This is a genomic window from Stenotrophomonas sp. pho, from assembly GCF_006228405.1.
Taxonomy (GTDB): domain Bacteria; phylum Pseudomonadota; class Gammaproteobacteria; order Xanthomonadales; family Xanthomonadaceae; genus Stenotrophomonas; species Stenotrophomonas sepilia.
The window spans coordinates 1,827,049-1,842,970 of record NZ_CP029759.1 but is presented as its reverse complement, the minus strand read 5'-3'; the positions used below and the strand labels follow the sequence as shown (position 1 = coordinate 1,842,970).

General features: G+C 66.6%; 11 protein-coding genes and 1 pseudogene. 8 read left to right on the top strand and 4 right to left on the bottom strand.

All coding sequences use genetic code 11. The annotated features are described in order from the left end of the window. Positions 1-153: 153 nt before the first annotated feature. From ykgO to DL544_RS08680, 6 genes and pseudogenes are all read left to right on the top strand, one after another. A complete protein-coding gene (gene ykgO / locus DL544_RS08705; protein ID WP_005409283.1) occupies positions 154-279 on the top strand; it encodes a type B 50S ribosomal protein L36 in 126 nt (41 codons plus the stop codon). A gap of 175 nt (positions 280-454) precedes the next feature. Then, on the top strand, positions 455-754 hold the full coding sequence (locus DL544_RS08700) for a hypothetical protein (protein ID WP_227837998.1): 300 nt from the start codon (positions 455-457) through the stop codon (positions 752-754). 39 nt (positions 755-793) lie between these two features. After that, on the top strand, positions 794-1,831 hold the full coding sequence (locus DL544_RS08695) for an agmatine deiminase family protein (RefSeq protein ID WP_005416227.1): 1,038 nt from the start codon (positions 794-796) through the stop codon (positions 1,829-1,831). Positions 1,832-1,992: 161 nt separating this feature from the next. Beyond that, positions 1,993-2,880: a carbon-nitrogen hydrolase gene (locus DL544_RS08690; protein WP_005416226.1), complete on the top strand. Its 888-nt coding sequence runs from the start codon at positions 1,993-1,995 to the stop codon at positions 2,878-2,880. Between the two features lie 14 nt (positions 2,881-2,894). After that, entirely contained in the window at positions 2,895-3,425 is a 531-nt protein-coding gene (locus DL544_RS08685; RefSeq protein WP_005416225.1) for a GNAT family N-acetyltransferase, read from the top strand. Between the two features lie 4 nt (positions 3,426-3,429). Next, positions 3,430-4,647, top strand: a pseudogene (locus DL544_RS08680) (TraB/GumN family protein); the annotation flags it as partial. Between the two features lie 254 nt (positions 4,648-4,901). Here DL544_RS08680 and DL544_RS08675 read toward each other — a convergent pair. From DL544_RS08675 to DL544_RS08665, 3 genes are read right to left on the bottom strand one after another with little or no spacing between them, the layout of a single operon-like run. Further along, positions 4,902-7,988 (bottom strand): efflux RND transporter permease subunit, encoded by a 3,087-nt coding sequence (locus DL544_RS08675; RefSeq protein WP_065185171.1) that lies wholly within the window; start codon positions 7,986-7,988, stop codon positions 4,902-4,904. Beyond that, on the bottom strand, positions 7,985-11,506 hold the full coding sequence (locus DL544_RS08670; RefSeq protein ID WP_053499673.1) for an efflux RND transporter permease subunit: 3,522 nt from the start codon (positions 11,504-11,506) through the stop codon (positions 7,985-7,987). Before DL544_RS08670 ends, DL544_RS08675 begins: the two co-directional genes overlap by 4 nt. Further along, on the bottom strand, positions 11,503-12,648 hold the full coding sequence (locus tag DL544_RS08665) for an efflux RND transporter periplasmic adaptor subunit (RefSeq protein ID WP_005416220.1): 1,146 nt from the start codon (positions 12,646-12,648) through the stop codon (positions 11,503-11,505). The genes DL544_RS08670 and DL544_RS08665 overlap by 4 nt, the downstream gene beginning before the upstream one ends. Before the next feature lie 205 nt (positions 12,649-12,853). On the opposite strand from DL544_RS08665, the gene DL544_RS08660 reads away from it, so the two are divergent. Next, positions 12,854-13,237 (top strand): c-type cytochrome, encoded by a 384-nt coding sequence (locus DL544_RS08660; protein WP_061477913.1) that lies wholly within the window; start codon positions 12,854-12,856, stop codon positions 13,235-13,237. A gap of 9 nt (positions 13,238-13,246) precedes the next feature. Then, positions 13,247-13,708, top strand: coding sequence for a c-type cytochrome (locus DL544_RS08655; protein ID WP_005416218.1), 462 nt, complete (start codon positions 13,247-13,249; stop codon positions 13,706-13,708). Positions 13,709-13,867: 159 nt separating this feature from the next. Here the strand turns inward: DL544_RS08655 and DL544_RS08650 are convergent, their stop codons facing one another. Further along, complete coding sequence (locus DL544_RS08650) at positions 13,868-15,751, bottom strand: ATP-binding cassette domain-containing protein (protein ID WP_065185173.1); 1,884 nt, start codon at positions 15,749-15,751, stop codon at positions 13,868-13,870. Between the last annotated feature and the right edge of the window lie 171 nt (positions 15,752-15,922).

The window sequence follows — 15,922 nt, the reverse complement described above, 5'->3', positions numbered from 1 at the left end:
ACGCCCCCAGCGGGATCTTTTGTGCAACCACTTGAAACCATGAGGAAAAGCCCGGTAGAATGGCGGGCTTGAACGAGCGTCAACTGCCGATTGTCTTTCGCATATCGCGGCCACGCTCCACCCGAACAACTACTGTTTACGCCGAGGTATGCCATGAAAGTCCTGTCCTCCCTGAAGTCGGCGAAGGCCCGTCACCGTGACTGCAAGGTCGTGCGTCGTCGTGGCAAGATCTTCGTCATCTGCAAGTCGAACCCGCGTTTCAAGGCGCGTCAGCGCTAAGCCTCACAGCCTTCCGGCTGCGGCTGGCCCTACGCGGGGCCGACCCGATGCAAGAAACCGCCTTCGGGCGGTTTTTTGTTTATGCGGCTTTTTCCTGCCGTTTTTGCTGTAATCGCCTTTCTTGACCACTGGGGAGTAGATCGAGATGAAGCGTTACCTGTCCGCCCTGGCCGTGATGGCCACCCTGGCCGCCGCCACACCGGCACTGGCCGATACCCTGCTTGTCGACCGTGCCCGCGAGAAGCCGGCCGGTGCCCTGCCCGTGCGCGGCCAGAGCATGCAGCAGGTGCAGGCGCAGTTCGGCGCGCCCAGCGAACAACTGCAGCCGCGTGGCGGGCAGAAGCGGCAATGGCCGACCATCAACCGCTGGGTGTACCCGCAGTTCACCGTCTACTTCGAGAAGCAGAAGGTGATCGACGTGGTGGCCAACCAGGCGGACCCGAACGAAATCGGCCCGAAACCACCGATCCGTTGATCCCTTTACCCGCCCTGGGCGGGCCTGTGTAGCGAGACCATGAACCAGACCCTTCGTTTTCCTGCCGAGTGGGAAGCCCAGAGCGGCGTCCTGATTGCCTGGCCTACCGCCGACACCGACTGGGCCGACCGCCTGGGCCAGGTGGAAGAGACCTACATCGCCCTGGTCGCGGCCATCACCCGCTTCCAGCCGGTGCTGATCTGCGTGGCCGACGACGATGTGGAGACCTATGCCGAAATGCGGCTGCGCTCCAACCGCATCGACATGGACAAGGTCCACTTCACCACGGCCGCCTACGACGATACCTGGCTGCGCGACTCCGGCCCGATCACCCTGCGTCGCGCCGACGGCGGTTTCCAGCTGCTGGACTTCCGATTCACTGGCTGGGGCGGCAAGTTCGACGCCACCCTGGATGACCAGCTGGTGGGCGTGCTCGACCAGGCTGGCGTGTTCAACGACGCCCCGGTACGCAGCATTCCGTTCGCGTTGGAAGGCGGTGGCATCGAGACCGACGGCGAAGGCACCCTGCTGACCACCTGGAAGTGCCTGCACGAACGCCACCCGGACCGCGACCGCGCCAGCCTGAGCGCCGACCTGGCCGACTGGCTGCAGCAGGACCGCGTGCTGTGGCTGGACCACGGCTACCTGGAAGGCGACGACACCGACGCCCACATCGATACCCTCGCCCGCTTCGCCTCCGCTGACAGCATCGTCTATCAGGCCTGCGACGACGAGAGCGATTCGCACTACGCCGAGCTGCAGGCGATGGGCAACGAGCTGGCCGCGCTGCGCACCAAGGACGGCCAGCCGTATCGCCTGTTCCCGCTGCCGTGGGCGCGGCCGGTGATCGACGAAGGCCGCCGTCTTGCTGCGTCGTACGCCAACTACCTGATCGTCAACGGCGCGGTGCTGATGCCGGCCTATGGCGACCCGGCCGACGACCTGGCCCGTGATGTGCTGGCCCAGGCGCATCCGGGTCGCGAGATCGTGCAGGTGCCTTGCCGCTCGCTGATCTGGCAGAACGGCAGCCTGCACTGCATCACCATGCAGCTGCCGGCCGGGTTGTTGAAGGTCTGAGAAAAGGGAGTGCCGGCCGCTGGCCGGCAACCAGGCAATGCCTGACGGATTGATGGGGATGCCGGCCAGCGGCCGGCACTACCATCACCCATTCAGCGCGCAACACGCCGTCGCCGCCCATCCGCGCTAACATGCAGGTTTTCCCCCGCAGGAACGCCCGCATGAACTCGCGCAGCCCCCTTACCGTCGCCCTGATCCAGGAGCGCAACCACGGTGATGCCGCCGCCAACCTGGCGGTGATCGAAGCACGCGTGGCCGAGGCGGCTGCGCAGGGTGCCAAGCTGGTGCTGCTGCAGGAACTGCACAACGGCCCGTATTTCTGCCAGCACGAATCGGTGGACGAATTCGACCTGGCCGAATCCATTCCGGGCCCGAGCACCGAGCGCCTGGGCGCACTGGCGAAGAAGCATGGCGTGGTGCTGGTCGGCTCGCTGTTCGAGCGCCGCGCTGCCGGCCTGTACCACAACACCGCCGTGGTGTTCGAGAAGGACGGCAGCCTGCTCGGCAAGTACCGCAAGATGCACATCCCGGACGACCCGGGCTTCTACGAGAAGTTCTACTTCACCCCGGGCGACATCGGCTTCAAGCCGATCGATACGTCGGTGGGTCGCCTTGGCGTGCTGGTGTGCTGGGACCAGTGGTACCCGGAAGCGGCGCGCCTGATGGCGCTGGCCGGCGCCGAGCTGCTGCTGTACCCGACCGCGATCGGCTGGGACCCGGACGACGTGCAGGACGAGAAGACCCGCCAGCGCGACGCCTGGGTGCTGAGCCACCGTGGCCACGCCGTGGCCAACGGCCTGCCGGTGCTGAGCTGCAACCGCGTCGGCCACGAGGCGTCGCCGCTGGGCGCGTCGGGCATCCAGTTCTGGGGCAACAGCCACGTGCTCGGCCCGCAGGGCGAGTTCCTGGCCGAGGCCGGCACCGAGGCCACCGTGCTGCTGTGCGACGTCGACCTGCAGCGCAGCGAGCATGTGCGCCGCATCTGGCCGTTCCTGCGTGATCGCCGCATCGATGCATACGGCGACCTGCTCAAGCGCTACATCGACTGAGCCGGAGCCCGCGCATGGCCGTCCTCATCCGTGATGCCGGCCCGGCCGACATCGACGCGATCACCGCCATCTACGCGGTGGAAGTGACCGATTTCGTCAACACCTACGAGTACGACATCCCGGACGCGACCGAGATGCTGCGCCGCATGCGCGACATCATTGATCGTGGCTTCCCCTACCTGGTCGCCGAGATCGACGGCCAGGTGGCTGGCTATGCCTATGCCAACACCTATCGCACCCGCATTGCCTACCAGTGGACCGTGGAGAACTCGGTCTACGTCGATGCCGCGTTCCAGGGCAAGGGTGTCGGCACCGGCCTGCTGCAGGCCTTGATCGACGCCTGCGTGGCACGTGGCTACCGGCAGATGGTGGCGGTGATCGGCGAACCGACCAACACCGCCTCGATCAAGCTGCACGAACGCTTCGGCTTCGAGCTGGTGGGCGTGTTCCGTGGCCTCGGCCGCAAGCATGGCCGCTGGCTGGACACCGTACAGATGCAGCGCGCGCTCGGCGATGGCGCCGACACCGCACCCTCCAATGAATGAACCCATGACCGAAACCCTTCCCGAGACCGGCGACGACCTGTTCGCCGGCCAGCCGGTGCGCGTCGTCGAACGCGACGGCGTGCGCTACACCCTGCTGGGCACCGCCCACGTCTCCCGCGCCAGCGTCGAGGCCGTTGAAAAAGCCATCGACAGCGGCCGCTTCGATGCCGTTGCCGTCGAGCTGGACCCGCAGCGCCTGCAGGCGCTGAGCGACCCTGACACGCTCGCCAAGCTCGACCTGGTCGAGGTGATCCGCAAGGGCCGCGTCGCCCTGTTCGCCGCCAACCTCGCTCTGTCCGCCTATCAGCGCCGCCTGGCCGAGCAACTCGACATCGAGCCCGGCGCCGAGCTGAAACGTGCGGTGGAACTCGCCCGCGAACGCAACCTGCCGGTGCACCTGATCGACCGCGAGGTCGGCCTGACCTTCCGCCGCGCGTCGCAACGGCTGGGCTTCTTCGGCAAGCTGAAGCTGGTTGCCGGCCTCGGCGCCGGCCTGTTCTCGTCCGAGGAAGTGGGCGAGAACGAGATCGAGAAGCTCAAACAGGGCGACATGCTGGAATCGAGCTTCGGTGAGTTCGCCAGCGAGAGCCCGGCGCTGTACGAAACCATCATCGGCGAGCGCGACCGCTACATGGCCACCCGCCTGCGCGAAGAACACGACCCGCACCAGCGCGAAGTGCTGGCAGTGGTCGGAGCCGGCCACCTGGCGGGTCTGGCACGCCACCTGGAAACCGACACCGAGGCACCGGCGCCGCTGCGCGCCGAGCTGGAGGCGGTGCCGAAGAAGCGCAACATCCCGTGGTTCACGCTGGGCATCCTGGCGATCGTGGCGACCGGCATCGGCGTAGGCTTCTACCGCGGCGGCCTGGGCGTAGGCACCGAGCTGCTGGCAACCTGGGCGATGTATACCGGCGGCCTGGCCGGCCTGGGCTGCCTGCTGGCCGGCGGTCACCCGCTGAGCATCCTCACCGCGATCGCGGTGGCCCCGTTCAAGCCGTTCCGCCTGAGCATCCCGACCGGCGCCTTCTCGGCACTGGTGGAAGCGCGTGTGCGCAAGCCAGCCTACGAGGACTTCTTGAAGCTGCGCGACGACGCGCAGAGCCTGAAGGGCTGGTACCGCAATCGCGTTACCCGCGTGGTGCTGACCTTCATGCTGACCAACATCGGCAGCATGCTTGGCCTGTGGCTGACCACGTTCAAGGTGTGGGGCAAGGTGGCGGGTAAGCCTCAACCGGCCACAGAATCTGTAGCGCCCGAGCCCATGCCCGGGCGATGCCGCAACGCGGCGAACAGCAGCCGAGCATGGCTATGCCGGCCGTCCTGGCCGACACCCTCCGGGCCGTCGCAAGCGACGTTGGCAGCGGCTCCTGCCGCTGCCTTCGGCTCTACAGAGGCAAGCAGACTCGGCGAGCAAAAAAAGGGGGAGGCCGCCCCACTACGACCGGCCTCCCCCACACCACAACACGTTGACGTGCATTACAGCCGGGCAGCGCCCGGCTCTACCATCTCCACTCCACGCGCGCGACGGATCAGCCGCGTCACGGCATTGCGCAGGTCATCGAGCACCGCGTAGATCGTCGGCAGGAACAGCAGGCTGACCACGGTCGAGAACGCCAGGCCGCCGGCAATCGCGCGCGCCATCGGCGAGTACTCCGGGCCATTGCCGAACATCTGCGTGTCGGTCAGCGAGATCGGCACCATCGCCAGGATCGCCGTGCCCATGGTCATCATGATCGGGCGCAGGCGTTCGCGTGAGCCTTCCACCAGCGCCTGGGTACGGCCCATGCCGCTGCGCCGAAGGTTGTTGATGTGCTCGATCATCACGATTCCGTTGTTCACCACCACGCCCATCAGCACCAGGATGCCAATGAAGGACATGATCCCGAACGAGGTGCCGGTGATCCAGAACAGCCAGAACACGCCGAAGATCGAGAACAGCACGCCACTCATGATTGCCGCCGGGAACAGCAGCGACTCGAAAACCGCCGCCATCACCACGTAGATCATCACCAGCGCGATCAGCAGGTTGAACACCATCTGCTGCATGGCTTCATCATCGTTGCCGTAGTCGCCGCCATCGAAGGTGAAGCCGTAGCCGGCCGGGAAGTTCATCGGCTTGAGCACGGCCTCTATCGCCTTGCGCCCGTCCGGTGCGGTGACCTTCCCGGCCAGGTTGGCCTTGATGGTCAATGTCGTCTGACGATTGGTACGGCCGATCTGGGTGGCCGACGAACCAACGTCCACGGTGACCAGGCTCAGCAGCGGCACGCTGCGGCCATCGCCGGTACGCACGCTGAAACCGGCCAGGTCTTCCGGGCTGCTCTGCTCGGCGCCGGCAAAGCGCACCCACACCGGCACTTCATTGTCACCGCGACGGAACTCGCGCATCGGTGCGCCGCGCAGCGCCAGGCCGACGAAGCTGGCCACCTGTTCGGCGTTGAAACCGAACGCTGCGGCACGCTCACGGTCGACGCGTACCTTCAGCTCGCCGCCCTTCTCGCCGTTGTCGATGCGCACGTCCCGCAGTTCGGCACGCTGCGCCAGCAACGGCACCACTTCCTGGCCGATCTCCTGCAGCATCGAGCTGGAATCGCCCACCAGCTGCACCTGCACGCCCTGGTTGCCGCCACCCCCGCCATCGCCGCCCTGGTTGCCGACGAAATAGTCGGTGCGGGCGGACTTCGGCAGGCCCTTGCGCAACTCTTCCTGCAGCGCCTTGATGTCCTTGGCGTACTTCTCGTCCAGGGTGACCACCGTGGAGCTGCCTTCCTGCTCGCTGTACCAGGAGTACACCTGCTTCACGTGCAGGCGCTCGCGGTTCTGGTCGATCCAGCTCTCCACGCGCGCCACTTCCTCGGACATCTGCCGGTAGGTGTAGGCGCCCTTCCACATGTAGCCGATGAAGATGTCCTTGCCGCCCTCGCCACCGAACATGTCGACCTTGGTCAGCTTCATCGGCACCAGGCTGACCAGCACCACCAGCAGGATGCCGAGCAGGCTCCAACCGCGGTGATGCAGTGACCAGTCCAGCAGCTGTGCATAGCGCCGTTGCAGGCGCGCGATCAGGCCGGTCTGCGAGTGCACCAGCTTGGGTGTGGCCATGCGTGCGGACAGCATCGGAATCAGGCTGACCGCGACCAGCCACGAGGCCAGCAGCGAGACCGAGATGGTGATCGCGATCTGCGCCATGAAGATGCTGATGTTGTTGGTCTCGCCGAACAGGTTCGGCACGAACACGATGCAGTGGCACAGCGTACCGGCGCTGAGCGCGATGGCCACGTTGCGGGTGCCGATGATCGAGGCCAGCCGTGGCTGCCCCGGCATGCGCTCGCGCTCCTGGTAGATGCTCTCCACCACCACCACGGCGTTGTCGACCAGCATGCCCACGGCCAGCAGCAGGCCCATCATGGTCAGGATGTTCAGCGTCACCCCGACGAAGTACATGAAGCCCAGGGTGATGGTGAAGCAGATCGGAATGGCCAGGGTCACCATCAGCGTCGACGGCCAATGGCGCAGGAAGAAGAACAGCACCGTCACCGACAGGATCAGGCCGACCGCACCGGCTTCGGCCAGCTCCAGCAGTGACGAGGTCACTGCCTTGCCCTGGTTGTCGATCACCTTGATCTGCACGTCGCGCATCGACGGCTGCGCGCGGATCGCCTCGACTTCGGCCAGCGCCGCACGCGAGACGTCCACCAGGTTGGCACTGCGCTCCTTGAAGATATCCAGGCCCACCGCCGGGTTGCCGTCCAGACGGCGCCCGTAGTTCATCCGCGCCGGCTTCAGGCGCACGTCGGCGATATCGCCCAGGCGCAGGCCCTTGGCGTTGATCACCAGGTCGCGCATTTCCTGCAGGTCGGTGATCTCGCCCACCGGCTGCACGCGCACGCGCTGGCCGTTGTCGTCGATCTGACCGGCCGAGATCGAGAAGTTCAGCGTGCGCAGGCGCTCGCTCAGCTCGTTGATGCTCAACCCATGCGCGTTGAGCCGGTTCGGATCGATGGCGATCTCCACCTCGTTCGGCGGTGCACCGGTGATATCGACGCGGGCCACACCCGGGATGCGCTCGATGCGCCGCTTGAACTCACGGTCGAGCATGTCATAGGCAGTGGTCAGGTCGGTGGTGCTGGCCAGGCGCACCTTCAGTACCGGCTGGTCACTGCTGGACCACTTGAACACGTTGTAGCGCTGCAGGTCGTCGGGCAGGTCGCTGCGGATCGCATCGATACGCTCGCGCGCGTCGGACGCGGCAATGGCGATGTCGCGGTCCCAGTCGCTGAACTCGATGTAGATCAGCGCCGCCTCGGAGGTGGCCGATGAGCGCATGCGTTTGATGCCGGTCATCGTCGCCAGCGACTCCTCGACCGGGCGGATGATGGTCCGCTCCACTTCCTCGGGCGTCGAACCGGTGTACGGGATCTGCACGAACAGGAACGGCGCGGAGATGTCCGGCAGCGCCTCCAACGGCAGGCGGAACGAAGCGATCAGGCCGATCACCACCAGCGACACGAAGCACATGATGGTAGTGACCGGGCGGCGGATGGAGAACTCGGCAACGCTCATGCCGGCTCCTCCACACCCGCCGTGCCGCCCTCGTCGCCATGCAGGCCTTCACCGGCATGCTTGCGGCCGCGCTCACGGTAATAGGCGTCGCCGCGACGATCCATCAGGTCGTACACCACCGGGATCACCAGCAGCGTCAGCAGCGTCGACACCAGCAGGCCACCGATCACGGTGATCGCCATCGGTGCACGCACTTCGGCGCCCTCGCCCATGGCCACCGCCAGCGGCAGGAAGCCGAACAGCGTGCACAGCGTGGTCATGATGATCGGGCGCAGGCGCGAGCGCGCACCTTCCACCAGCGCCTCATGCTTGGCCACGCCGGCTTCGCGCAGCTGGTTGACCTTGTCGATCAGGATGATCGCGTTCTTGGTGACCAGGCCGACCAGCAGGATCAAGCCGATGAACACCACCACCGAGATGGGCTTGCCGGTCAGCATCAGCGCCAGGATCGCGCCGACCAGCGCCAGCGGGATGGTGAACAGGATCACGAACGGGTGCAGCAGCGACTCGAACTGCGAGGCCATCACCAGGTAGACCAGGAAGATCGCCAAACCAAAGGCGAAGATCAGCGACTTCGCCGCCTGCGCCAGCTCCTCGCCCTGGCCACCGATGTGCAGGCCAACGCCCGCACCCAGCGGCTGCTCGGCCACCATCTGCTGCACTTCGCGCATGGCTGCGCCGAGGTCGATGTCGCGCAGGTTGGCCGATACCACCGCCACCCGGGTCTGGTCGGCACGATGGATCTCGCTGGGGCCGGTGGTGGCGACCACGTCGGCCACCGCGTCCAGGGTGACCGGGCGGGTGCTGCCCGGATTGACGATCAGCCGGCGGATGCTCTCGACGCTGGCGCGGTCACCTTCCTGGGCACGCACCAGCACGTCGATCTTGCGATCACGGAAGCTGTAGCGGGTGGCGACGTCGCCGCGCACCTTCTTCACCACCACGTCGGCGATCTGGCGGGTGGTCAGGCCCAGCGCACCCGCGCGCTCCTGGTCGAAGCGGATCTGGATTTCCGGGAAGCCCTCTTCCACCGTCGACTTCACGTCGGCGTAGTGCGCATTGCCGCGCAGCATCGCCGCCAAGCGCTGGCCGGCCACTTCCAGGGTCGCCATGTCCTGCCCGCGCAGTTCGATTTCCAACGGCGTGGAGAAGCTGAACAACGCCGGCCTCGCGAAGTCGACCTGGGCGCCCGGGTGCTGGCTCATGGTGCCGCGCAGGCGTTCGGTGATTGCCGCTTCAGTGCGCGCGTTGCCACCGCCTTCCATCACCACAGTCAGCTTGCCGATGTTCTCGCCGCTTTCGGTCGGACTGGCATCCAGCCGGGTGCCGCTGCCACTGACGCCATACAGCGAGGCCACGCCCTCCCCCTTGCCGTGCGCCAGCTGCAGCTCGCGCACCAGCGCATCGGTCTGCTTCAGCGGCGTGCCGGCCGGCAGCTTCACCGTCATTTCGAACCGGTCCTGCGCCAGCTGCGGAATCAGGTCCGCGCCAAGCATCGGTACCAGCGCCATGGTCGCCACGAAGATGATGGCTGCCACGCCCAGCACCTTGCCGGGATGCGCCAGCGCACTCGGCAGCAGGCGCAGGTAGCCTCGCTCGGCGCCTGCATAGGGCTTCATCGCCAGGTCGCTGGCCTTGCGCATCACCGGGCCGACCACTGCCACCACGCCACGCCACACGCGCACGACAAGCCACGCCAGCGCATAGAAGCTCCAGCGCACGCTGGCAACCACGCCACGGCGGCCCAGCGCGACCGGCTTCTGCCAGCGCTTCTGCGGCTGCCACGCTTCGTTCGGCGCCTCTTCCGGGAACGCCAGCGGTGGCCGCCCCTTCAGCGAGCTCAGCATCGGGATCAGGGTCATCGACACCAGCAGCGAGATCGCGATGGCGATCGCCACGGTCAGCGCCTGGTCGCGGAACAGCTGTCCGGCAATCCCGTCGACGAACACCAGCGGCAGGAACACGGCGATGGTGGTCAGGGTTGAGGCAACCACCGCCATGCTCACTTCGCGGGTGCCGGCAATGGCCGCCTGCAGGATGCCCAGGCCACGCTCGCGGGCCTTGGCGATGCTCTCCAGCACCACGATCGAGTCATCCACCACCAGGCCGGTGGCCAAGGCCAGGCCGCCCAGCGACATCACGTTCAGGCTCAGGCCGAGCTGGCCCATGAAGAAGAACGTGGCGATGATCGATACAGGCAACGACAGGCTGATCACGAACGTGCTCCAGCCATCGCGCAGGAACAGGAAGATGATCAGGATTGCCAGCAGGCCACCGATCACCGCGTCCTTCTTGACGTCGGCGATGGCGTGCTCGATGAAGCGCGACTGGTCCTCGATGGTGGTCAGCTCGACATCGGACGGGAACGTGCCCTTGATCTGCTCCAGGCGCTTGCGCAGCGCTTCGGCGGTGGACACGGTGTTGGCGTCGCCTTCCTTGTAGATGGCCAGCTCGACCGATTCCTTGCCGCCCAGGCGGATGATCGCTTCACGCTCCTTGTAGCCCTGCCGCACCGTGGCCACGTCCTTCAGGCGTACCGGCACGCCATTGGCGACCACACTGGAGCCACCACCGGACGATGCGCTCTGTGCCGCCGACGCGGCGGCGATGGCTGCAGCCGAACCAGTCGACGCGGCGATGTTGAACATCTGCTGCAACGCCGAGTCGGCTGCGCTGCCATTGGCGGCCTGGGTGGTCACCAGCAGGTTGCGGATTTCCTCGAGGTCGGCGAACTGGTTGACGGTACGCACCAGGAAGCGCTGGGAGCCCTCCTCCAGGCGGCCGCCGGAGATGTTGATGTTCTCGTCCTTGAGACGCTTGATGACGGTGTCGATCGGCAGGTTCAGCTGCGCCAGCTTCTGCTGGTCGATGTCGACCTGGATCTCGTCTTCCAGGCCACCGCCCACCTTCACTGCTGCCACGCCGGTGACCGGCTCCAGCTTCTTCTTCAGGTCTTCATCGGCATAGCGGCGCAGGCCGGTCAGCTCGCGGACCGCATCGGCATCGCTGGTCGGCGCCGTCTTGTTCGACAGCACCAAGCGCATGATCGGCTCGGTGGACGGATTGAAGCGCAGCAGCACCGGAGCCTTGGCCTCCAGCGGCAGGTTCAGCGCTTCCATCTTGTCACGCACCTCCAGGCTGGCCTGGTCCATGTTGGTGCCCCAGGCGAACTCCAGCACCACATCGCTCTGGCCGGTGCGCGAGACCGACTTCAGCTTGCGCAGGTTCTTGACCACGCCCACCGCTTCTTCAACCGGCTGGGTGATCAGGGTTTCGATTTCGGTCGGCGCCGCACCGGTGTATTCGGTACGCACGGTCAGCGTCGGGTAGCTCAGGTCGGGCAGCAGGTTGACCTTGAGGTTGCCGAGCGCGATCAGGCCGAACAGCAGCAGCGTGACCGTGCACATGGCGATGGTCACACGGCGACGCGTGGCGAATTCCACCAGGCCGCCGCGCATGCCGGCGGCGGCGCCGTCGCTCGCCGGCGAGGCACCGTGGTCGTGGCCCGGAGCAGTCATTGCTTGCTCCCGGCCTTGTCTGCGGGCTTGGCGGCCGCCGCGACCGCCTTCGCCTTCGGATCGGCGATCACCTGCACCGTGGTGCCGTCGCGCAGGGCGACCTTGCCGGCGGTGACCACCTGATCACCGGCCGCCAGGCCATCACGGATCTCCACCCACGGGCCCTCGGCGTAACCCAGCTTGACCGGAATGCGTGCGACCTTGCCTTCGCGCACGCGGAACACCGCAGGTTCACCGTCATCGAGCAACGCCAGGCGCGGCACCACCAGCGCATCGGCACGCTGGTCGTAATCGATGCGGATGCGGCCGAACATGCCGGGCTGCAGCGCGTGGGCGGCGCCATCGAAGGCACTGACCACGCGAAACGTGCCGCTGCCCGAGTCCACCACCGGCGCGATGCGGTCAACGGTGCCGGTGAAGCTCTGGCCCGGAAGTGCGTCGGCCGCCAGCGTCACCGGCTGGCCGGCACGCAGGGTGGCCAGCTCACGTTCGGGTACGTTGAGGGTGGCCTCCAGCCGCGAGTTGTCGACGATGCGGAAGATCGGTGTATTGATCTGCACGAAGTTGCCGGTCTTGATCGAGCGTGAGGCGATCACACCCGAGATCGGTGCCACGACCGTGGTGTAGGACAGCTCCAGCGTGGCCAGGCGGTACTGCGCACGGACGTTCTCCAGGTCGTAGCGCAGCTGGTCGACATCGGCGGCGCTGACCATCTGCTGGCCGACCAGCTTCTGTGCGCGCTGGTAGTTGTTTTCCAGCTTGCGCATCTGCGCTTCGCTCTGCGCCACGGCCAGGCGTGCACGATCCGGGTCCAGCCGCACCAGCGGCTGGCCGGCGGTGACCCGCTGCCCTTCCTCGACCAGCACCGCCAGGGCTACGCCGGAGGTCTTGGCGACCACCTGCGACTCGGCGCGTGGCTCCAGTGCAGCGGTACCGGTGTAGCTGGCCGCGACGGCACGATGGCTGGCCACCGCCACTTCGACCGGGACGGCGTCGACCTTCTTCTCCTCCTTGGTCTCGGCAGCCTTGGCTTCGGAATTGGGCCCTGCGGCGCAACCGCCCAGCAGCAGGGAGGTGGAGATCAGCAGTGCGGCAGCGCAGATTCCGCTGCGACGGCCGGACAGGAAAGTTGGGTGCGACATCGTCAGGTCCCTGGAGGATGCGTGGACAGGTGTGGTAGCAAAGTAATGCACCACTTCACGGCAACACCATATCCCAAAGGTCATGGTGTCTTCACGCCGCTGGTCGGCCCGCCCCCATTTCAGCTAGATGAAACCTGAGGCTATACTCGGGTCGTTCCGTACCCCACGCCGGAACGACCAGACCCGAATCCCCGGAAACGACACCATGCGCCCGCAGCCGCTCGCCGCTTGTCTCGCTCTGGCCGTCCTCCTGCCCCTTGGGGCCGCCGCACAGCCCGCTCCCGCTCCTGCCACACCCGCCCCGGCGCCTGCCGCCGCGCCGGCGCCTGCCACGCCCACCGGCAACTTCGACAATGGCCGTGTCCTGGCCTACACCTGCCAGGGGTGCCACGGCATCACCGGCTACAAGAACGCCTACCCCAGCTACCGGGTGCCGAAGATCGGCGGCCAGACCCAGCAGTACCTGGCCCAGGCCCTGACCGAGTACCGCCAGGGCAAGCGCCGGCATCCGACGATGCAGGCGCAGTCGATGAGTTTCAGCGAACAGGAGATCGCCGATCTCTCTGTTTACCTGTCCACCGTCAAGTAAGGCCCGCCCATGTCGAAAGCCGCGCATCCGATGCGTCACGCCATCGCCCTGTCCGTTGCCCTGCTGCTGGCGGCCTGTTCGCAGTCGCAGGTGGAAAACAGCGAGAAATCCGCCGCCGACCCGGGCCATGCCAGCGGCGAACACGGCTCTTCGTCCTCCGCCGGCCTGCCGGCAGGCCGCGAGGCCGCCGGTGAAGCCCGCGCCAAGGTGAAGGGCAAGGCCACCAACCAGAGTTGCATCGACTGCCATGGGGCCGATGGCAATGCGCCGATCGATCCGACCTATCCGAAGCTGGGTGGGCAGTACGGCGACTATCTGGCGCATGCGCTGCAGGCCTACCGCGCCGGCGACCGCCAGCATGCGCTGATGACGCCGCAGGCGAAGGACCTGAGCGATCAGGACATCGCCGATCTGGCCGCGTATTTCGGCAGCCGGCCGAGCCAGTTGCGGGATCTGCACGGGGTCAAATGACCGACGCCCCCGGTGGGGCGGACCCTGGTCCGCACGGACCGTTGATTGGTGGGTGCGGACCGTTGGTCCGCACAGATCCGCATATCCACGCATGGCGTGGATCTACCAGGCATCGGCGTCGGTAGGTGCGGACCGCTGGTCCGCACGAACCCGGCGAACTCAGCCTTCCAGCTCTTCCCAGCGCGCGTACGCGGCATCCAGCTCGGCCTGCACCTTGGCCAGCTGCTGGGTGTGCGCGGTCACTTCCGCACTGCTGCGGGTATAGAACGCCGGGTCGTTCATCGCCGAGGTCAACCCTTCGACGTCGCCTTCCAGCTTCTCGATGGTCTTCGGCAGCTGCTCCAGCTCGCGTGCTTCCTTGTAGGCCAGCTTGCGCTTGGGGGCAGCCGGGGGTGCAGCGGCCGGCGCGGCAGGTGCTGCGGCTGCCGGCTTGGCTGCGGGGACCGAGGCAGGCGCCGCGATGCTGGCCGCATAACGCTGCCAGTCGCTGTAGCCTCCGACGTACTCGCCGATCACGCCGTCGCCTTCCATCACCAGCGTGGAGGTCACCACGTTGTCGATGAAGTCACGGTCATGGCTGACCAGCAGCAGGGTGCCGGTGTACTCGCCCAGCAGCTCTTCCAGCAGCTCCAGGGTTTCCACGTCCAGGTCGTTGGTCGGTTCGTCCATCACCAGCAGGTTGGACGGCTGCGCGAACAGCTTGGCCAGCAGCAGGCGGTTGCGCTCGCCACCGGACAGGCGGGTGATCGGCGCACGTGCGCGTTCCGGGGTGAACATGAAGTCCTGCAGGTAGGCATGCACGTGCTTGCGCTTGCCGTTGAACTCGAGGAAATCGCGGCCTTCGGCCACGTTCTCGATCGCGCTCCAGTCTTCGCGCAGCACCGCGCGGTACTGGTCGAAATAGGCGATCTGCAGGTTGGTGCCGGCGTTGACTTCGCCCTTGGCCGGCTGCAGCTCGCCCAGCAGCAACTTCAGCAGCGTCGTCTTGCCGCTGCCGTTGGGGCCGATCAGGCCGATGCGGTCGCCGCGCATGATGGTGGTGGTGAAGTCGCGGACCATGGTGCGCTCACCGAAGGCGAACGAAATATCCTTGACGTCGATGACCTTCTTGCCAGAGCTGATGCCCTGTGCGGCTTCCATCTTGACGTTGCCGCTGAGATCACGGCGCTGCGAACGCTCCACGCGCATCGCCTTCAGGCGGCGCACGCGGCCCTCATCGCGGGTGCGGCGCGCCTTGATGCCTTGGCGGATCCAGACTTCTTCCTGCGCCAGCAGCTTGTCGAAGCGCGCGTTTTCCTGCGCCTGCGCGTTGAGGCGTTCCTCCCGGCGACGCTCGTAGTTGGCCCAGTCGCCCGGCCAGCTGGTGACCTGGCCACGGTCGATCTCGACGATGCGGGTGGCCAGTGCACGCAGGAAGCGGCGGTCATGGGTAACGAACACCACGCTGCCGCTCCAACCCTTCAGGAACGCTTCGAGCCAGTCGATGGCTTCGATATCGAGGTGGTTGGTCGGTTCGTCCAGCAGCAGCACGTCGGGGCTGGACACCAGCGCGCGGGCGAGCAGCACGCGGCGCTTCATGCCGCCGGACAGGCGGCCGAACTCGGCCTCGCCGTCCAGGTCGAGCTTGGTCAGGGTTTCGCTGACGCGCTGATCGAGGCCCCAGCCGTTGGCGGCGTCGATCTTGGCCTGCACGTTGCCCAGTGCTTCGCCATCAAATACTTCGGCGTGGCTCAGGTGATGGAATTCGGCCAGCCACTGGCCCAGTTCACCGAGGCCATCGGCGACGACGTCGAACACCGAGCCGGCGGCGCCATGTGGCACTTCCTGCTCCAGGCGGGTGACGCGCACGCCCTGCTGTACGCGGACTTCCCCGTCATCGGGCTTGTGATCGCCGGACAGCAGCTTGAGCAGGGTGGATTTGCCGGCGCCGTTGCGGCCGATCAGGGCGATGCGTTCGCCCGGCTCGATCGACAGTTCGGCCTTCTCCAGCAACAACGGGCCGCCGACGCTGAAGTCGACGTTCTGCAGAGTAATCAGAGGCATCCGGATATTGTACGGGTTGGGGCGTCGGCCGGGTTGCACCCGGCACCCGCGGTAGTGCCGGCCGCTGGCCGGCAACCTCAACGGCAACGTCAAAAGCTGGTTTCCTGTGGGATGCCGGGCGGTGCGGGTCTGCAGGACACGCCGTAAACCCCTCCTTGGGGGCTCGATGGC